Here is a 20278-nt window from a genome sequence, read left to right on the forward strand (position 1 = left end):
TTAAATATCTTTTAGATCTCTTCTTGATGCTTGTGAAGCTTAGGTTAAAAACGTATTATCTGTCTTAATTGTAGTGATGGACCTGGCTGGTCTTGAGGGTGTTAAGGGGCAATTTATGAAGATTTCTAAGCATGCAAGCTTTGTGCTAAATGGCTGCAGAGTGTCTCCTGCTGATAACAGTCTCTATTTTGCTACCGGCACAAATCAAGCTTTGCAGAGCGTCTCTTTACAGCCTAAATTTATCGAAGTGCTCAGTTACCTTGCACGTCACCATCCAAAAGTGGTGACCAGAGAGGAGCTAATAGAAGATATTTGGGAAGGTAATCATTATGTGGGATCGAAAGCCTTAACCAATGCTATTTGGCATCTGCGTCAGCAATTGAAAGGGGTCGCGGGTGATGAAGCGGCGATTGATACCGTGCGCAAAACCGGTTACCGATTACTGATTGCACCAGAGTTCGATGCCGCGGACTTAGTTGATGAACCTGACTTGCTAGAAAAAGCCGATAATAGAATCGCCCACCTTAGTCAGCTTAATCGTCGAATCATAGGCATATTTGGTGCATTATTGGTTGTTATCATTGGCTTTGTACTGACGCACCTGTATTTAGATAGCGTGCGCTACACCCCTAAATTGCAGACGCGGCTGACATCTGATGCAGGCTCGGAGCTGTATCCGGTGGTCTCGCCAGATGGGCGCTGGTTAGTCTATGGTGCGCGTGGCGTTGATGGTTATGCCAGTCTATATCTTAAGGACTTGCATACCCCGAGTGATACCCCCAAGCAATTGACGTCGAGTAACAGTAAAGAGATTCGCGCAGTGTGGAGCCCCGATGGCAGTGCTTTATATTTTGCCTCTGAGCTGCGTGCCAATAAGCAGTGTTTCATTTCTCGGTTAGAACTTGATAGCAATCAGACCAACACTCTCGCCGCGTGTGATACCTACAGCGCTGGGCTTGATGTGTCTCCAGATGGCCGCTATTTAGTGTTTGTTTCTGCTGATGAGCAAGTACCTGCCTCCGGGTTATACCAGCTCGACTTATCGGAGCAAACGCCGCAGGCTGTGCGCATCTCTTGCGATACTGAATGTAGCTACCGTGATCGCGATTTAGCCTTTAGCCCAGATGGACGCTGGTTAGCTATCGCTCGTCGATTTGGCAACATCTCCGAGGATCTGTTTATGCGCGAATGGGCTAGCGGTATTGAACATAGGTTGACCCGCGGGTTTGAGGATATGCGGGGCTTAAGTTGGCACCCAGACGGCAAGCGTTTAGTGTTTAGTAGTGAAAATTCCGGCGTGCGCAACGGATTTATTGTGACTGTGGCCAGCAAAAAGGTTGAACCATTGCATGTGGAGGGACTGAGTTATCCCAGGTTTGTGCCCCTTAGCCACGATATTGTTTATGCCAATTATATGCGCGACCATCGACTTAGCCGCTTAGATTTAGCCCAACATGTACCCACAACGCCATTTCCCTTGCTGAGAGTAGAATACAGCTATCGTAATCCCGATTATTCAACCATATCAAAAAGAATTATCTATGTTTCCAATGAAACGGGCTTTAATGAAATTTGGTCAGCGAACATCGACGGGAATGAACGTAAGCAACATACTGCTTTAAAACGTCGAGTCGCTTATCCGAGCTGGTCCCACGATGGCAAGAAAGTGGCGTTTCTTGCCCCTGATGATAAGAGTGAAGGCAATAAAATCCATGTGTTAGATGTGGCATCAGGGAATATTACCGTATTGGCCACCGCTTATCTCGACCATCAACGCCCTAGCTGGGGCTGGGATGACAGTTTTATAGTGGCAAATACCTACGACGGCATTACTCGCTTTTATCTGGATAATCGCCTTCCTGAAGTCATCAGTGGTGTCGATATGCGGTTGGGCAAGATGGTTAACGCCAATATCTTACTGTTTTCACGGGCGGATAAATTGGGTCTGTGGTCGATGGATATTAATAAGCCTTTAATCATTGAAGAGGTGATTGCTGCAGAGCAATTTTTTGAGCGATACAATTGGGATGTGACCGACAAAGGCGTGTACTTTCGTCAAAATGGCAGCAGCCATCAGCTCATTGCATTTTGGCGTTTCAGTACGCAACTGGTTACGCCTATTTTAAAGCTTCCACCCTCCAGCCTTCCGCGCCACGGAGCCATTAGTTATGTGGCCGATAATGAAAGCTTGTTGCTAACAGAGTCTGAGAATTACAAACGCGATGTGATTCGCTTGCAACACAGCTTACTGCAATAAGCGCTGTTGCGTCGAAATCGATTTACTGTGCGGGAAATAAGCCACCTAAAATGGCTTCGCGGCTCGCGCCGGTTACCGCAGGGAGGTTACCACTTAGTCCATGGTGATGACGCATAGCTAGCCACGCAAAAGCAATGCCCTCAACCCACTGTGGGGCAATGCCAATATCTTTGGTGGTCAATATCTTATGATTAGGCAGCAAGTTAGCTAAACGCAGCATAAGTTCATCGTTGAACGCGCCGCCGCCACAGATAAATAATTCAGCATTATCTGACAGCTTCTTGCAGTCATTGGCAATACTATGGCAGGTCAAATCGAGTAAGGTTGATTGAATATCGGCTTCGCTTAAGTAGCCAAAGTTGGCCACCTGCTGTTCTAACCACGCTTGATTAAACAGCTCTCGGCCGGTACTTTTCGGCGCGGCTAACGCAAAGTATGAATGGGACAGCAGATGATTAAGTAATTGCTCGTTGGTGGTGCCAGTGGCCGCCCATGCGCCGTGCTCATCATAGGGCTTGTTGTGCACATGGTTTATCCAAGCATCAATCAGTGTATTTCCCGGCCCCGTATCAAAACCCACTACCTCGTCGGCACCACCAGGCAGGAAGGTGATATTTGAAATGCCGCCAATATTGACAATGATTCTAGCGCTGCCGGGCTGAGCAAATAATTGCTGGTGGAATGCTGGTACCAGCGGTGCACCTTGGCCACCTAAGGCGATATCTTTACGGCGAAAATCGGCGATAACATTGATGCCGGTTAGCGCGGCAATGGTATTGGGGTCACCAATCTGCAGGGTAAAGCCCATATCTAAGTTAGGCATATGACGGATGGTTTGTCCGTGGCTGCCGATGGCGGTGATTTGCTCAGCGGGTATGGCGTTATTGGCTAACAAATTATTTACCGCTTGGGCAAACAGTTGCCCCACGGCGCGATCTAAATTGCCCTGCAAGTTTATTTCGTCATTACCGGGCAAGCATAAGCGGGTTAAGCCTTTAAGCAGCGAGCGTGGCATGGGCTCACTGTGGCTGGCGATGAGTCGCGGTTGTTGCTGTTCAAATTCAACGAGCACGGCATCTACACCATCCATGCTGGTGCCTGACATTAGGCCGATATAATATGATTTACTCATTGGATTTCAATCCTATTGTGCTGCGAGTCTGAGCTGTTTGTTCTGCTCAAGTTGAGCCATAAGTTGTTCGCTTAGGGCTAAAAACTGCTGTTTTTGATCTGCAGCAATCGGCATAGACTTAGGAAGTTTGACCGTTCTTGGATTGCGGTGTACGCCATTGACAATAAATTCGTAATGCAAGTGTGCACCGGTGACTCGACCCGTGGCACCTAATGTACCGATGATCTGGCCCTGTTTTACGGTGGCTCCCTGTTTAACGTTACGCTTTTTCAAGTGCAAATACTTGGTGGTATAGGTGTCATTATGTTTAATAAACACGTAATTACCATTGTACTTGTTATAGGCTGACTTAATGACGCGGCCTTTACCTGCGGCTTTAATGGGAGTGCCTACCGCCGCGACATAATCGACACCACGGTGGGCCCTAACTTGGCCGGTTACTGGGTGAAGGCGGCGAGGGTTAAAGCTGGAGCTGACATATTTAAAGTCTACAGGAGAGCGCAAAAAGGCTTTGCGCATACTGCGGCCTTCTTCTGAATAATAGTTACCATCACTGTAGCGTACTGCAGTATAGCGATCGCCTTGGTTGGTAAACTCAGCAGCTAAGATATTGCCGTTTTGCAGAAACTCACCATCGGCATATTCTTGCTCAAATAAGATAGAGAATTGATCGCCTTCACGCAGGTCGAGTGCAAAATCGATATCCCAACCGAATATGGTGGCCAGTTGCATAATTTGATTCGGGGTTAAACCAGCTCCGACACCTGCATTCCAAAAGTTACTGCTTATGGTGGCACTGGCGAAATCTTTTCTTACTTCAACCTCTTTGACGATGACCGACTCTTGATAGCCATCAGCATTGTGTTCAATAACTAAGGTTGAAATTGCATCTAAATGATAGGTTACTTTGGCCAACTCGCCGGTGTCAGTTTTACTGATCACTATCTCTTCGCCGGGCATGATGCGCAGTAAGTTCTTTTTCGCCTTAGGCAGCAAAGTGATTTCATGCACATCTCGCGGGGTTAAGCCGGCGCGTTTAAATAAAGCTGCCAAGGTATCACCGCGTTTCACTTCAAAACGTTTATCAATCAGTAACGCGGTGGTGACTGCTGGACTCGTTGCGGTATCAGGTTCTGTTGATGAGTCATTAGGCTGAGTTGGTGCCGACGCAGTTTGCGGCGCGTCTGATTGATTTTGTGATGGAGGCGTGGGCTTGCGAAAAGCTAAAGGTACCTGCTGACGTCGCGCTTGCGGCTGAGTAGCATCATCACTGGGCGCTGCATCGTTAAAGCCTTCAATGCGACCAGATAAGCTGGTATTGGTGTTTTTTGATGCCTGGGCAGTGTCTGCGGGTAATAACAGTATAGTTAACGTGACTACCACCAATACACTCAGTAGAACTTGATGCATTCTAGGCAATAATTTTAATAACGTTATGAGCTTTCCCATTGACCTCGATACCAATTTTGCATAATCGTGCTGATCCCCTTAGTGTACACCCTTTCAATTGTGCTGGCTAACAAGTAACATTACTGTCCTTAATTTTACACTAGGCTCTTAGGGGTAGTTGCCAAGATGGCTGATTTAGACCAAGCACTTGCAGAAATAAAACGCGGAACCGATGAAATTTTACTTGAGTCAGATCTGCTAGAAAAGTTAAAAGAAGGCCGCCCACTGCGGATTAAACTCGGGGCAGATCCAACCGCACCCGATATTCACCTTGGCCACACTGTAATTCTTAATAAGTTAAGAACTTTCCAAGAGTTAGGTCATGAAGTGATCTTCTTGATTGGTGACTTTACCGGTATGGTTGGTGATCCAAGTGGTAAAAACAGTACTCGCCCACCTCTGACAAAAGAGCAAGTACTTGCTAACGCGGAAACCTATAAAGAGCAGGTTTATAAAATTCTTGATCCAGCTAAAACGCGCATCGAGTTCAACTCAAGCTGGCTAGAGCCGCTTGGGGCCGCAGGCATGATTCGTCTTGCTTCGCAACAGACCGTTGCACGTATGATGGAGCGTGATGACTTTAAAAAGCGTTATGGCTCGGGTCAGGCGATTGCGATCCACGAATTTATGTACCCATTATTGCAAGGCTATGACTCAGTGGCACTTAAAGCTGATGTTGAGCTAGGTGGTACCGATCAGAAGTTTAACTTACTGATGGGCCGTGAGCTGCAAAAGGCTGAAGGGCAAAAGCCACAAACCGTGATTATGATGCCTTTGCTTGAAGGTTTAGACGGCGTGAAGAAGATGTCTAAATCGGCACATAACTACATTGGCGTGAGTGAGCCTGCTGGTGAAATGTTCGGTAAAATCATGTCAATTTCAGATGAACTGATGTGGCGTTACTTTGAGCTGCTTTCATTCCGTCCACTGACTGAAATCGAGCAGTTTAAAGCTGATGTAGAAGCCGGTGCTAACCCACGTGATATCAAAATTGCACTAGCGAAAGAGATCATTGCGCGTTTCCACGATGATGCAGCGGCAGAAGCAGCGCATCAAGAGTTTATCAATCGTTTCCAAAAAGGGGCGATTCCGGATGATATTGAAGAGCTAGAGATTGCTGCTGGCGAAGGTATCGCAATTGCCAACTTGCTTAAACAGGCTGGGCTGGTGAACTCAACTTCAGATGCCATGCGTATGATTAAGCAAGGCGCGGCTAAGATTGATGGTGCTAAAATTGAAGACACTAAGTTACAACTGTCTGCTGGCACCACCGGGGTATTCCAAGTAGGCAAACGTAAGTTTGCTAAGATTACCTTAGTGTAGCGATACACTGCATAAACAAAAACCCGCGATAAGCGGGTTTTTTGTGTTCAAAATTGGCTAAATGCGCTTACTGCGTGGATAACTGATCGGCCATGGTTTGATAGTCCATAAGATCTTCATGCTCAGTGACTCTATGATTGCTCATATCAAGTTTAACCGTTGTGACCCCTGGGATGGCCAATTCGATGATTTTTCCAGGTTTGCCAAATTGTGCACCGGGACCACGGTAATGGTAGTTGCCTATCATGACCACTAACGAGCCTGAGTTGTACATGTGTTCAATATTGAAATCGTATTCCATGACACCGCGATGGGCGCGCTCAAAGAACTGCAGAATATTGCGCTTACCGGTATAGGTCTTACTGGCTGTGCGGTCGCTAAATACACTCTCGCGATTATAAAAGGTGCTCAGCAATCGATAATCATGATCGGTTAATGCTTTAATATAACGCACGGCCATTTGCTGCTCTTTTGGCATTTCGCCTGAGTTAGCCAGCGCTGGCACGCAGCTACAAGCAGCAAATAAGGTCAATATTAGGCGTAGATATTTAGCAATCATAAATCATGAAACTTTCTTTTTTAAGTCAAAAGCGGGCAAGGATAAATGCCATTTTATGGCCGCTAACCTTATGGTTAATGCGGTACTTAGCGCTAACAACAGCGCCACTTTATCTGCTGCGCCCCAATAGATAGACAAGGTATAACAGATCCCGCCCATAATCGAAGCTGTGGCGTAGATTTCGGTTCGTAAAATCATTGGCACTTGGCGACAAAGTAAGTCTCGAATAATGCCTCCTCCGACACCAGTTATCAAGCCCATAATCACCGCAACCATGCCTGTTAAGCCTAAACCCAGTGCTTTTTCTGCACCGATAACAGTAAACAGTGCTAATCCGAGTGCATCGGCAACCGGCAAAGTGTATTGCGGCACCCGTTTGGGCTTACGCACAAAGATTAACGTTAGCAGCACGGTGGTCAGAATGACGATGATGTAATTGGGATCTTTTATCCAGAAAACGGGAGTGGTGCCGAGCAGGGCATCGCGAATACTGCCGCCGCCCACCGCCGTGACTGAAGCCAGTACGATTACGCCAAATGGGTCCATGCGGTGACGGCCAGCCGCTAGTGCGCCTGACAAAGCAAAAACGGCGGTGCCGCATAAGTCAAAGAAATAGATCCAATGGCTCATTGATCTAGCTCTTCTAAGTGATGATTGAGTGCGACCACAGAGATACGAATTTCAATCACTGACAACAACAGTGAATACAATAACAGCAACAAACTACAGCCAAAAATAATCGAGCCAGTTTGGTTAAAGCCAATATAGATAAAAATCATACACAGGACGCACAAGGCAAAACTTGAAACCCCGGCTTCTTGCATACGGCGAATAATGACTATGCGTTTCTTTAGATTGGCTAACTGAGCACTGTGTACCGGTTTGCCCTCGGTACTCAAATTGCGAATGAGTGCCGCCAATGAGAAAAAACGGTTGGTGTAGGCTAACAGCAATAGTGAAATCGCTGGAAACAGCAGAGCTGGTGTCGTTAGCGATACGTGTAGATTGTCAAACAAGTTAGCTATCTCAATAAAATCTGTGGTGGTAGCTGGCATGATACCAAGCAGTGTCACTATGTCTAGTCACCAGCTTAGGTGAAATACCGCAGTAGCGCCCATATTGCAGGGAAGGTCACTAAGGTACTAATCCAGATTAAGGTGGTAAAGCGGGTTAGCTTAATTGCCCTATTGATATCTTCTGGGGTGGGCAATCTGCCGCTGCCTACCCGTTCAAGTGTCACCTTATTGCCATTGAATTTCATCGGCCCTGCAAGCTCTAAATTGAGAATTTGCGCAAACAGCTGACAGGTTTTGAGGTGATTATTGATGGGGTGACGGCTAGGTTTTAGCTGATAAAGTAGACGGATAGCTTTGGGGCCACCCTGAATTGCTAGGGTAAAGTTCCACAGCGCTGTTGGTATAAAATACAGCACTGAGCTTAAGAAGTAGCTGGCTTTGCCAAAGTGCTGATACTGAGGGTTAACTTTCGGCCAACAATACTCCACTTGTTTAACCATGCGTGCACCTAGCACCAGCGCTGCGCCGCCAACGGAGAAAAACAAAATGGTTGCCACCGAACCATAGATAGGTGTGGACATCATTTTCTCGATTGTGGCTTTGGCCAAACCAATGGATGACAGCTCTGTGGTGTCGCGGTAAGACCACGGCGCTAAAATTTTTCTCGCTCGGGCTTTATCATCATCTTCAAGTGCGTGCTGAACCTCTTCTGCAACTCGGTTAAAGTGCTCATCGCATAGACAGAGATATAAGATGACAATCTCAAAAAACCAAGGGAAAGCTGCTAATTCCAACAAGAAGCTGATGATCAGCCAGAAGGGCAAGATAATCAGCAGCAGCGCCATAAAGCCTGCAATGGATTGTTGCTGAGCAGAGCGCTGAGGATGATTAACTTTTTGGGCTAATTGCTTAGCTAAGTGACTAAACCAGACTAAGGCTTGTGCTTCTCGTGGCAGCGGGGCCGCTTTAGCGAGCACAATAGCAACCAGCAGTATCAAGGCATCTTGATAAAAACTGCTGTCATTTAACACTTGTTGGGCAAAGTCTGGGATCATCAGGTCAATTACGCGTCCAGTTGACGAAGCAGTGACATTACCATTAGCGCTGAGTGATGGCCCGCTTTAACAATGTAACTGTCGAAATCCACTGGAGAGTCGTTATTGGCGTTATCAGACAATGAGCGAATCACCACAAAAGGCACGTTAAACTGATGGCAAACCTGCGCAATTGCCGCACCTTCCATTTCGCAAGCCGCCATTGTCGGGAAGTTGGCTAGCATCTGCTCGGTACGTTTAGGGTCGCATATAAAGCTATCGCCCGTACAAATTAGGCCTTCAATAGCCTTCACTTCACCAAGATCTGCAACGGCTTTGTTGGCTGCTGCTTTGAGCTTAGCATCAGGAATAAATGCAGCAGGCTGTTGCGCCATTTGGCCAATTTCATAGCCAAAAGCTGTGACATCAACATCGTGATGACGCACTTCAGAAGAAATAACGATGTCACCAATGTTAAGGCTATCGACAAATCCACCGGCAGAGCCCGTGTTAATCACATAGTCTGGGGCAAACTTTTCAATGAGTAAGGTGGTGGCAACGCTGGCAGTGACTTTACCGATACCTGAGCGAGTGACAATCACTTGCTTGCCTTCTAATGTCCCCGAGACCAGCTCAATGCCGGCGATAGTGACGGATTGCGGCGCTTCCATTGACTCGATTAGGTGAGCAACTTCAGGCTCCATTGCACCAATAATACCAATTTTCATTTACTGACCTTTTGACTGTGGGCTGTCGTGTGAATAACCCTATGACGAATGGGCGCTAATATAGCAATAAACGCAGCAACTGGCGAGATCCACTGTCGCAACAATGAACGGCAACAGTGTGAGATTATCTCTAATACCAATCAGTATAAGAATTTGATCTACTCAGCGCGCTTTGGGCAAACTAATTCAAGGCGAATGATTGAAACAATGGTTGTTCCCTTGTGAAATTATTCAACGCAGAAATAGGCAGCCTAAAACGCGCCAGAATGGCGAGTTTTAGCGATTCTGATGCTGTGTTAACGAGCTTAACCGTAGAATAACTATGCTCTTCACTCGTTGCAAACCACATGGATGTGGTGAATGTCATTAATGCACGACTATAGGGATATAGGAGGTAGGGTAACGCAGGAGCAGTTACCGAGGAGCATTTAAGGACCTTACCTCAGAACCGCTAAATTCTCGCTGAGTGACTAAATGTTTATACTGATTGGCATAATAGTCTAGTGTGCAGAGATTTGTGTAACTCAGAGGCCATATTAATGGCTCAATGCACCGGTTAAGGCTGGCTTTGGGCTGGGCTGCTGTGCTTTTGAAAGGGTAAAAAAAAGCGCTTCAGCTTATCCAGCGTGAAGCGCAAACTCACAAGCAAACTTTATTATTCAGATAAATAGTTCAAAATGCCCATTGCTGCATCACGACCTTCGGCGATCGCGGTGACTACTAAGTCAGAGCCGCGTACCATGTCACCACCGGCAAAGACTTTGGCGTTAGTGGTTTGGAATGGGTTATCGGCTACTTTAGGGGCAGTGACTAATCCCCATTCGTTAAGCTCAATACCAAAGTCGCCTAACCATTTGGCGGGACTAGGTTGGAAACCAAAAGCAATTACCAACGCATCAGTGGCTATCAGCTGTTCACTACCGGCAATCGGTTGTGGACGACGACGGCCGCTATCATCGGGCTCACCCAGTGCAGTCTCAATGCACTCAATGGCGGTCACTACACCATCTTCGGTCTTAATCGATGTAGGCTGGCGATTGAATAGGAATTCAACCCCTTCCTCTTTAGCGTTTTGTACTTCACGGCGCGAACCCGGCATGTTTTCTTCATCGCGACGATAGACACAAGTTACTTTGCTTGCACCTTGGCGTACCGCGGTGCGCACACAGTCCATGGCGGTATCACCGCCACCTAGCACCACAACTTGCTTACCGGCTAAGTTTAGATAAGGCGCATCATCACTTTGGGTGCCCATTACATGGTGGGTGTTGCCAATGAGATAAGGCAGGGCTTGGTGAACGCCTTGAGCATCTTCACCTTCTAGGCGAGCCTGCATTGGCGTATAGGTTCCCATTCCCAAAAAGACGGCGTCGTATTCATCGACTAAGGTTTGGAAGTCGATATCTTCGCCGATAGTGACCCCTAGCTTAAATTCGATACCCATACCTTCCATCACGCTGCGACGGGTCGCCATAACGGCCTTATCGAGCTTAAATGATGGAATACCATAGGTAAGCAAGCCACCAATTTGCGGGTGCTTGTCATAAACGACCGCTTTAATGCCGTTTCTTGCCAAAATATCCGCACAGCCAAGACCTGCAGGGCCAGCACCAATAATCGCAACGCGCTCGGTACGGGCGGTGACCTTGCTCATATCTGGGCGCCAACCTTGGGCGATGGCGGTATCGGTAATGTATTTTTCAACATTACCAATGGTCACGGCACCAAATTCATCATTAAGGGTACAAGCACCTTCACACAGGCGATCTTGTGGGCATACGCGACCACAAATCTCTGGCAGTGTATTGGTCTCATGTACGAGATCAGCCGCTTCAAGGATACGTCCTTGTTTAGCCAAGTTTAGCCAGTTAGGAATGTAGTTGTGCAGTGGGCACTTCCATTCACAATACGGGTTACCACAGTCCAGGCAGCGATCGGCTTGCTCTTTAACTTGTGGCTGTGCAAACGGTTGATAAATTTCAATGAACTGAGTAGCACGTTGCTGCACTGGGTGTTTCGTTGGGTCTTTACGTCCCACTTCAATAAACTGGAAATCATTACTCATCTGAAGTTACCCCGCTACCACAGTCAGTTCTGGTTCTGAACGTTCTAACTTCAATAAGTCAGATACTTCGACACTTTTTGGCTTAACTAGTACAAAACAATCGAGCCAGTTTTCAAAATCTTGCAGTAACATCTTGGCATGTTCGCTGCCCGTTTCACGGGCGTGCTCTTCAATTAAGCCGCGTAAGTGCTGCTGGTGAACAGGCGATGACACTTTTTGGGTATCAACGAGTTCAGTATTAACGCGACGACCAAAGCGGCCAAAGCGGTCAAATACATAGGCAAAGCCGCCAGTCATCCCGGCACCGAAGTTCACCCCAGTTTTGCCTAGCACCACCACGATACCACCGGTCATGTATTCACAACCGTTATCACCTAGTCCTTCCACTACCGCGATAGCGCCAGAGTTACGTACCCCAAAACGCTCGCCAGCTTGACCTGCAGCAAAGAACTTACCGCCTGAGGCACCATAAAGGCAGGTGTTACCCACAATCGCTGAGCGTTCACTTTGGAAAGTACTGCCAAGTGGAGGGAAGATAGTGATCTTACCGCCGGCCATGCCTTTACCGACATAGTCGTTGGCGTCACCGCGCAGGTTAAGCTCAACTCCAGGGCTATTCCAAACCCCGAAACTTTGTCCGGCGCTGCCGCTAAAGTTGACTTCAATAGGTTGTTTAGCGCCATCGCGACCAACATGGGTGGCAATGTAGCCAGATAGGCTGGCACCTACTGAACGGTCGGTATTATTAATTTCGAAGCGGCCTTGATAGCCTTCACCGGCATCAATCGCAGATTTAGCCGCAGCAACAACCTTTTGGTTTAGCTCACCTTTATCTGATGGCGGATTGATCTCTTGCCATATATGCGACGAGCCGGCAGGTACTGTTGGCTTGTACAAAATGGCTGATAAATCCAGTTGACGTTGCTTATCAGTTTCACCTTCGATGGCAGATAGCCATTCGCTACGGCCGACTAAATCTTCAAATTTAGACACACCTAACGTGGCCATCCATTCACGGATCTCTTGGGCGACAAACTCGAAATAGGTCATCACGCGCTCAGGCAAACCGTGATAGTGATTGTCACGTAAGGTCTTGTTTTGTGTCGCTACGCCAGTGGCACAGTTGTTGAGGTGACAAATACGCAGATACTTACAGCCAAGTGCAATCATTGGCACTGTACCAAAACCAAAGCTTTCTGCGCCAAGTAGTGCTGCTTTTATCACGTCGGTACCGGTTTTTAGCCCACCGTCGACCTGCAAGCGAATTTTATGGCGTAGGCCATTGGCAACCAGCGATTGGTGCACTTCGGCTAAACCAAGCTCCCATGGACTACCAGCATATTTCACTGAGGTAATTGGGCTAGCACCGGTACCGCCATCATAACCAGAGACGGTGATCATATCAGCGTAAGCTTTGGCTACGCCGGTGGCGATAGTGCCGACACCTGGCTCGGAAACCAGTTTGACTGACACTAAGGCTTTCGGGTTAATTTGTTTTAAATCGAAGATCAGCTGGGCTAAATCTTCAATCGAGTAGATATCATGATGCGGCGGCGGTGAAATCAGGGTGACACCTGGGCGAGCGTTACGCAGCGCTGCAATCTCGACACTGACTTTATGGCCAGGCAGTTGACCACCTTCACCGGGTTTCGCGCCTTGCGCCACTTTAATTTGCAATACTTCGGCATTAACAAGGTAGTGTGCAGTGACACCAAATCGGCCTGAGGCGATCTGTTTAATTGCTGAGTTACGCTCAGAGTTAAAACGCTTAGGATCTTCTCCGCCTTCACCTGAGTTTGAGCGACCGCCGAGGCGGTTCATGGCCACTGCCAGCGCTTCATGAGCTTCTGGGCTGAGGGCACCGATACTCATTGCCGCACTATCGAAGCGTGGATAGAGCGATTGCGCAGATTCGACATCGTTGATGTCAATGGCATCTTGCTCGGCATTGACCTTAATTAAGTCACGTAGCGTAGCCACAGGGCGGTCATCAACCAATTGAGTAAAGCGCTTGTAGCTTGGATAATCTTTGCTTGCGAGGCTTTGCTGTAGGGTGTTGACGACATCTGGGTTGAAGCAATGGTATTCACCGCCTTCAACATATTTTAACAGGCCGCCTTGCGACAATGGCTGGTGGGCGCGGAAAGCATGCTTATGCAGCACTTGCTGATCTTGCTCTAGCAAATCAAAGTTTGCGCCTGCTATACGGCTAATGACCCCTTTAAAGCACAAGTCGACCACTTCGTCTGCCAAACCAATAGCTTCAAACTGTTGGCTACAACGGTAGGAGCCGACGGTACTGATGCCCATTTTAGACATGATTTTGCGCAGACCTTTATCGATACCTTGGCGGAAGTTAAGCATCAGTTTTTGGGTTTGCTCTATGCCTTGGCTTTTCGCCATGCCCGAGATGCTTTCGTAAGCCAAATAAGGGTAGATGGCGGTTGCGCCAAATCCTAATAGTACGGCAAAGTGGTGCGGATCGCGGGCCGAAGCGGTTTCAACAATGATGTTGGTATCGCAGCGCAAGCTCTTATCGACTAAGGTGCGCTGTACGGCGCCAACTGCCATAGCTGCCGGTACCACTTGCTTGTTTTTACAGGTGGCGCGGTCAGATAATATCAATAGCGTGGTGCCAGTACGGGCTAAACGCTCAGCTTCATCACATAGACGGACGATAGCGGCTTCTAAGCCCTCTGATAGATCATAATTAAGATCTAGTGTGTTGGCGCGATAATAAGTTGAATCCAGTGCCAGTAGCTGATTGAAATCGCTAAATAACAAAATAGGTGAGTTAAACATGACGCGATAGGCATGGCCTGTCGTTTCATTAAAGAGGTTCTGCTCACGGCCCACACAGGTCGCTAATGACATTACGTGCTTTTCACGTAATGGATCAATTGGTGGGTTAGTGACTTGGGCAAACTTCTGGCGGAAGTAGTCATAAATGGTACGAGACTTCTTCGACAGCACCGCCATAGGGGTATCATCACCCATGGAGCCTGTGGCTTCTTCGCCTTTTTGCGCCAGTACCCACAGCACTTGCTCTAGCTCTTCACGGGAATAACCAAATTGTTTTTGGTACTGCAGTAAGGTTTCTTTAGAAAAATCACTGACACCTTGCGCCTCTGCCGGCATATCTTCAGCTGCGGTGAGTTGGCGACTATTTTTCTTCATCCACTCTTTATACGGGTGGCGGCGCTTAAGGTCGTTATCAATTTCAAATGACGAATATAGTTGGCCGTTTAGTGTATCGAGTACTAATAATTCACCAGGTCCAACGCGACCTTTTTCGACTACTTCGTCTGGCGCGTAGTCCCAGATACCAATTTCTGAAGCCAATGTCAGGATACGATCTTTGGTGATCACATAGCGTGATGGACGCAGACCATTACGGTCAACCGCACACGCAACATGGCGGCCGTTGGTCATCACAATACCAGCTGGTCCATCCCAAGGTTCCATGTGCATCGAGTTGAAATCATAAAAGGCTTTCAGCTCTTCATCCATTTCTGGATTACTCTGCCACGCAGGTGGAATCAACAGGCGCATAGCACGGTACAAATCCATACCACCGGCTAACAGCATTTCTAGCATGTTATCTAGCGATGAGGAGTCAGAACCGGTTTCGTTAACAAACGGCGCTGCTTGTTGTAAATCGGCAAGTAGCGGCGCATTAAACTTATACGCACGGGCGCGGGCCCATTGTCTATTACCGGTAATGGTATTAATTTCGCCGTTGTGGGCTAAGTAACGGAAAGGTTGTGCTAATGGCCACTTAGGCGAGGTATTCGTTGAGAAACGTTGATGGAATAAACAAATTGAGCTTTGTAGGCGGATATCCGCTAAGTCAGCGTAAAAGGCTGGCAGGTCTGCGGGCATCATTAGGCCCTTATACACAATAACCTGACCAGACAAGCTGGCAACGTAAAAATCTTTATCATGGGTGAGCTGCTGCTCAAGGCGACGTCTGGCCATATAGAGGCGTCGCTCTAAATCTTTTTCTCGCCAACCAATAGGGGCGTTAATCAATACTTGATAAATCTGCGGTAGGCTTGCTTTACCAATCGGACCCAGTACGTCAGCATCGACGGGTACCTTGCGCCATCCGGCAACACTTAATGTTTCTTTTTCTAGTTCTCGTTCTAGTAGTTGTTGTGCTTGTTCTGCAAGTTCATCATCTTGACTTAGAAACAGCATACCGACAGCAAATTTGCGACTTAAATGCCAATCATTCTCTTCGGCAATGGCCTCAAAGAACTTAATTGGAAGTTGCATAAGCAAACCGCAGCCATCACCTGTGCGACCATCGGCAGCAATACCGCCGCGATGTTTCATGCGATCTAAACCATGAATAGCCGTTCTAACAATACGGTGACTAGGTTCACCGTCCATTTGGGCTATCAAGCCAAAGCCACAGTTGTCTCTCTCGAAACTGGGGTGATACAAGCTCATACACAAACCTCCCTAAAACATTCCAAATACAACTCGGGGAAATTTAATAATTTAGTTCTTATAGATATGCACCCGAACCACCCAAATTAACTTTTCATGTAGCAAAGGTCAAACATATTAAATGCATAAAACATGACTAGAAATGTGCAATTCATACGCTTGTTATAGCTGCTTTACGTTAACGTTAACTGAAAATTAATGTGTATAACCTTATGAATAAAAAGAATTTTGAAAACTGCCGGATGCTTTGTTTACCAAATTGTAACAAACTGACCTATTGTTTTTTATTTCAAAAAAATGATTTTTATTGCACGCACAGTGGTTTTGATACAAGTGTTTTATGTGACTAACTATTCAAGTTTGCCAATTTAGTGAGTTAGGTCACTCAGACAAGGTGTTGATAGTTAAATGCTAATGTAAAGATCTTTGATATACCGCTAAGTTTTTCTACTCATATTGGAGTAGGATCGCTATCTTATACATCATTGAGGAATAGCGGTGGGGCTGGATAGTTTCGTCAATACCTTTGGCGCGATATGTAAGCATAAGCATGGCGAACGCCTGCGCAAATTGACCATAGACGCTAAGTTTACTTGCCCAAATCGAGATGGTTCGCTGGGTAAAGGTGGTTGCACCTTTTGTAATGTGGCCTCTTTTAGTCACGAACATGGCACAGAAAAATCGATTGTGGAGCAACTTGCAGAGGGTAGGGCGAGGCTTCAGGGTAAGTCGAGCAAGTATTTTGCCTATTTCCAAGCGTATACCAGTACTTATGATGAATATCGGGTACTTAAAGCTAAGTATGATGAAGCGATTCAAGATCCTGACATTATCGGTTTATTTGTTGGCACTCGGCCTGATTGTGTTCCCGATGAGGTGATTGAATTATTGGCAGGTTACCAAGCCAAGGGCTTAGAAGTCTGGCTTGAACTGGGTTTGCAAACCGCCAACGAAGCAACATTGAAACGGATTAACCGCGGTCATGGTTTTGCTGAGTATAAAGATACCGTGACCCGTGCACGCGCTGCTGGGCTGAAAGTCTGCACTCATATGATCCTTGGGTTGCCAGGCGAAACCCACAGTGACTACCTCAATACCTTAGAGCTGGTGTTAGCGCACGGCGTGGATGGTCTTAAAATTCATCCGTTGCATATTGTTGAGGGCAGTACCTTAGCTAAGGCATGGCGCGCCGATAAGTTAACGCTATTAAGCAAAGATGATTATGCCGCTAGTGTGGGTGAGCTGATTAGACACACACCAAAAGAAGTCATTTTTCATCGAGTTACAGCCTATGCCAAAAAACCGGTTCTGTTGGCACCGGATTGGTGTGGGTTTCGATGGGATGGATTAGTGGCGATTGTTGACGACCTTGAAAAGCACGGCGGACAGGGTCACTACCTGCAATCTGATTGTTGTTCGAAAAGTGTACGGATGGTTGCAAATCAATAATTTAATTAAATTTTAGTTAATAAGAAGTTAAATTTTTAGTGAATTTATCGCCAATCGCTGCATTTAGTTGCACATGCAATTATTGCGGGTATGATGTGGTAAATAGTTTTTTATACAGACAGTATTATTTCGAGAGGTGCCTTGATATGGCAACAGCTGAGTTAGAATCAATTCTAGATCTTAACACCTTAGAGCAATATTGCAGTGCGATTGGCGCTGGCACTTTGCTAAAAAGTGTCGTTTTATTCGAGCAGCTAATGCCAGAATATGTAGGTAATCTAGTTAATGCTAAAGAAGCGCAAGACAAAGATACCTTATGTTCAGAAGCACATAAGTTTAAAGGCGCTGCAGGTTCTGTCGGTTTAAAACGAATTCAGCAGTTCGCACAGTTACTTCAACATGGCGAAGAAGCAAACTGGGCAGAAAAGCATAGCGAATGGCTACAAGAGATTGTTGACCACGCTAATGCTGATTTAGCTGAGCTAAAACAGTATTTGGAATCTAAAGCGTAAATACTCGCGCTAGAGATAAGAAAACCTTCGCATTGTCAATGTGAAGGTTTTTTTTTACCCAAAATTGACTGAGACATAGTTTAGCGCTCAACTTCGCTGAGCGAGTGGTAACAACTCCGATAGTAGTCACAAAACCAACATTAGGTATATGATGCAATTGATCAAGCTGTGTTACAGTTGGATAGAATTTACAAATAAACCTTGAGGCTGGTAATCGATTTTATGAAACATTTACCGAGTTTGAAAAATCTATTTTATCTGGTCAATCTTCACCACGAGCAAAACTTCAATAGAGCGGCTAAAGTCTGTTTTGTTAGTCAGTCGACGCTATCAAGTGGTATTCAAAACTTAGAAGAGCAGCTTGGCCATCAGTTAATTGAACGCGACCATAAATCGTTTATTTTCACCGCTATTGGTGAGGAAGTGGTGCAGCGGGCACGCAAGTTACTCACTGATGTTGACGACCTCGTTGAACTGGTCAAGCATCAAGGTGAGCCAATGACAGGCGACATTCGTTTAGGGTGCATCCCTACGATTGCGCCGTTTTTGTTAAGCCGCGTTGTTAAGCATTGTCACCAAGCTTATCCGGATTTAACCTTGCTATTAAAAGAAGATACCACTGAGCGCTTGCTCGATGCATTAGGCAAAGGTGAGTTAGATCTGCTGCTATTAGCGTTGCCTGTTGATACTGCGGGTTACCATAGTATGAAGGTGGGTATCGACCCATTTAAGCTCGTGGTGCATGAAGAGATGTCTGATGATATTCACGAGCCATTAGATTATCACGCACTGCCAGATGAAAGCATTTTCTTATTACAGGCTGAGCATTGTATTACCGGCCATGCCATTAGTGCTTGTAGCCTTGGTGACAGTGAGAAAATCAATCCGTTTGCTGCAACCAGTTTGCACACCTTAGTGCAGATGGTAAACAGCAAATTAGGGACGACCTTCTTGCCACAAATGGCCATCGATGCAGGCATTTTAACTGACACTGACTTAGTGGCGAAACACCCACCCGGTGAAGCACCTTATCGTGATATTGGGCTGGTATGGCGTCAAACGTCGAGCCGAATTTTGACTTTCAGAACGTTGGGATTAGATATCCAGTCATTGTTGGCGCGGGACTAATCAGACAAGCGGCGTATCTACGCCGCTATTTTTAGCGGACTAAATGAGCATAAACGCCTTGGCTGAGTATGGCGTTGCGTGTGTTAGTTTTCTTTGGGCTTAACGCCAAATACTTCAATAGAATGTTGTTTGCCTTTGAGCTTCATTGGCCCAAGACTTTCCAACTTATATTGACTGTTGGTATTGTCGAGACGCGACTCTAGTGATCCTGAAATCAACATACGTTGTCCAAGCGGATTACATTGATCCTGCAGGCGGGCTAGGGTGTTGAGTACGTCACTAAAGAAGCTAATTTCTTGCTTTTGTACACCGACCACTGCCGCAACCACTTGGCCACAATGTGCCGCAGCTTTGAACTTAGGCACAAAGCCGTATTGTTCTTCAAAATACTGGCGTTGCCAATTGAGCTGCTGACTGAATTCATAGTAAATATTAAAGCTTCTGTCTTTGACAATCCCTTCATCTAACGGCCAATGGATTAAAACTGCATCGCCCATATAGCGATAGATCTCGGCTTCATTGTTGACCACCGTATCCGATAGCAGACTAAAGCAGTCTTGAATGAGTCGGCTAAAACGGTAATCACCTAAAGATTCAGCGTGAGTGGTTGAAGCGACCATGTCTAAATACAAGAATAAACGTTGCTCATATCGGGGTTTGTGATATTTACCCAGGCCGATATTAAACAGGACCCGCGGGCCAACCAATAGTGCCATTTGTTCAATAAAAGCTAAACCGACACGAACCACGACTAAATAGATGATAAGCGCTTGAAATGAAGGACTGTAGAGCACATGTGCGGTGAGCATTTGCCGCAATGTTGTCATGTGATTTTCAATCGCCCACATATTAAGGAATTGGGTGATGTAGGCTAAGGTCGTTGCACCTAAGAGTAAAAATAGCCCTTTAAAAATAACAGAGAACAGATAGGGTAAACGGTTAATGGCGCTGAAGTCGGCAATCAGGTTCGACATCCAATGCAGGCTGCCAAAAATAATCCCCATATAGATAGCCAGCGTTGCCAGATCGGCACTACCCACAGCCCACTGTGGAAGTTCGGGCGCTTGAGCATAGCGGAAGAAGACAAAAGCCACCATGGCAATTGTCCAAGCAAAAATCGCAAATATTAGCTTTTTGACTTGTATACGCGCTCTCACGACAGGAATTTCAA

At 46.5% G+C, this 20278-nt stretch carries 15 protein-coding genes; 5 read left to right on the top strand and 10 right to left on the bottom strand.

What is annotated here, in order from left to right; translation table 11 throughout:
• The first annotated feature begins 115 nt into the window (after positions 1-115).
• Positions 116-2257 carry a winged helix-turn-helix domain-containing protein gene (locus FLM48_RS05255; RefSeq protein WP_179023942.1) on the top strand — a complete coding sequence of 714 codons (2142 nt, stop codon included), beginning with the start codon at positions 116-118 and terminating at the stop codon, positions 2255-2257.
• 22 nt (positions 2258-2279) lie between these two features.
• Here FLM48_RS05255 and FLM48_RS05260 read toward each other — a convergent pair whose 3' ends face one another.
• Entirely contained in the window at positions 2280-3389 is a 1110-nt protein-coding gene (locus FLM48_RS05260; protein ID WP_179023943.1) for an anhydro-N-acetylmuramic acid kinase, read from the bottom strand.
• Positions 3390-3401: 12 nt separating this feature from the next.
• Positions 3402-4838: a peptidoglycan DD-metalloendopeptidase family protein gene (locus FLM48_RS05265; protein ID WP_179023944.1), complete on the bottom strand. Its 1437-nt coding sequence runs from the start codon at positions 4836-4838 to the stop codon at positions 3402-3404.
• 126 nt (positions 4839-4964) lie between these two features.
• Here FLM48_RS05265 and tyrS point away from each other — a divergent pair, with 126 nt between their 5' ends.
• Positions 4965-6161: a tyrosine--tRNA ligase gene (gene tyrS, locus FLM48_RS05270; RefSeq protein ID WP_028774053.1), complete on the top strand. Its 1197-nt coding sequence runs from the start codon at positions 4965-4967 to the stop codon at positions 6159-6161.
• Positions 6162-6228: 67 nt separating this feature from the next.
• Here tyrS and FLM48_RS05275 read toward each other — a convergent pair whose 3' ends face one another.
• From FLM48_RS05275 to gltB, 7 genes are all read right to left on the bottom strand, one after another.
• Positions 6229-6720, bottom strand: coding sequence for a nuclear transport factor 2 family protein (locus FLM48_RS05275; RefSeq protein WP_179023945.1), 492 nt, complete (start codon positions 6718-6720; stop codon positions 6229-6231).
• 3 nt (positions 6721-6723) lie between these two features.
• The gene (locus tag FLM48_RS05280; RefSeq protein WP_028774055.1) at positions 6724-7350 is read right to left on the bottom strand and encodes a trimeric intracellular cation channel family protein; all 627 of its coding nucleotides are present in this window, start codon (positions 7348-7350) and stop codon (positions 6724-6726) included.
• Complete coding sequence (locus FLM48_RS05285) at positions 7347-7775, bottom strand: DUF2721 domain-containing protein (RefSeq protein ID WP_051484647.1); 429 nt, start codon at positions 7773-7775, stop codon at positions 7347-7349. The genes FLM48_RS05280 and FLM48_RS05285 overlap by 4 nt, the downstream gene beginning before the upstream one ends.
• Positions 7776-7810: 35 nt before the next feature.
• Positions 7811-8791, bottom strand: a complete 981-nt coding sequence (locus FLM48_RS05290; RefSeq protein ID WP_179023946.1) for a cobalamin biosynthesis protein — start codon at positions 8789-8791, stop codon at positions 7811-7813.
• A gap of 8 nt (positions 8792-8799) precedes the next feature.
• Positions 8800-9498, bottom strand: a complete 699-nt coding sequence (mtnN, locus tag FLM48_RS05295; protein ID WP_028774058.1) for a 5'-methylthioadenosine/S-adenosylhomocysteine nucleosidase — start codon at positions 9496-9498, stop codon at positions 8800-8802.
• Between the two features lie 655 nt (positions 9499-10153).
• Entirely contained in the window at positions 10154-11563 is a 1410-nt protein-coding gene (locus FLM48_RS05300) for an FAD-dependent oxidoreductase (RefSeq protein ID WP_028773092.1), read from the bottom strand.
• A gap of 6 nt (positions 11564-11569) precedes the next feature.
• A complete protein-coding gene (gene gltB / locus FLM48_RS05305) occupies positions 11570-16018 on the bottom strand; it encodes a glutamate synthase large subunit (RefSeq protein WP_179023947.1) in 4449 nt (1482 codons plus the stop codon).
• A 498-nt stretch (positions 16019-16516) separates the two neighbouring features.
• Here gltB and FLM48_RS05310 point away from each other — a divergent pair, with 498 nt between their 5' ends.
• The 3 genes from FLM48_RS05310 to oxyR all read left to right on the top strand — a co-directional run bounded on the left by FLM48_RS05310 (position 16517) and on the right by oxyR (position 19107).
• Positions 16517-17467 (top strand): TIGR01212 family radical SAM protein, encoded by a 951-nt coding sequence (locus tag FLM48_RS05310; RefSeq protein ID WP_179023948.1) that lies wholly within the window; start codon positions 16517-16519, stop codon positions 17465-17467.
• Between the two features lie 146 nt (positions 17468-17613).
• The gene (locus FLM48_RS05315; RefSeq protein WP_028773095.1) at positions 17614-17979 is read left to right on the top strand and encodes an Hpt domain-containing protein; all 366 of its coding nucleotides are present in this window, start codon (positions 17614-17616) and stop codon (positions 17977-17979) included.
• 222 nt (positions 17980-18201) lie between these two features.
• Entirely contained in the window at positions 18202-19107 is a 906-nt protein-coding gene (oxyR, locus tag FLM48_RS05320; protein WP_028773096.1) for a hydrogen peroxide-inducible genes transcriptional activator OxyR, read from the top strand.
• An 83-nt stretch (positions 19108-19190) separates the two neighbouring features.
• Here the strand turns inward: oxyR and FLM48_RS05325 are convergent, their stop codons facing one another.
• The gene (locus FLM48_RS05325; RefSeq protein ID WP_179023949.1) at positions 19191-20264 is read right to left on the bottom strand and encodes an adenylate/guanylate cyclase domain-containing protein; all 1074 of its coding nucleotides are present in this window, start codon (positions 20262-20264) and stop codon (positions 19191-19193) included.
• Positions 20265-20278: the final 14 nt, after the last annotated feature.

It is taken from the genome of Shewanella sp. Scap07 (assembly GCF_013394145.1).
GTDB classification, from domain to species: domain Bacteria; phylum Pseudomonadota; class Gammaproteobacteria; order Enterobacterales; family Shewanellaceae; genus Shewanella; species Shewanella waksmanii.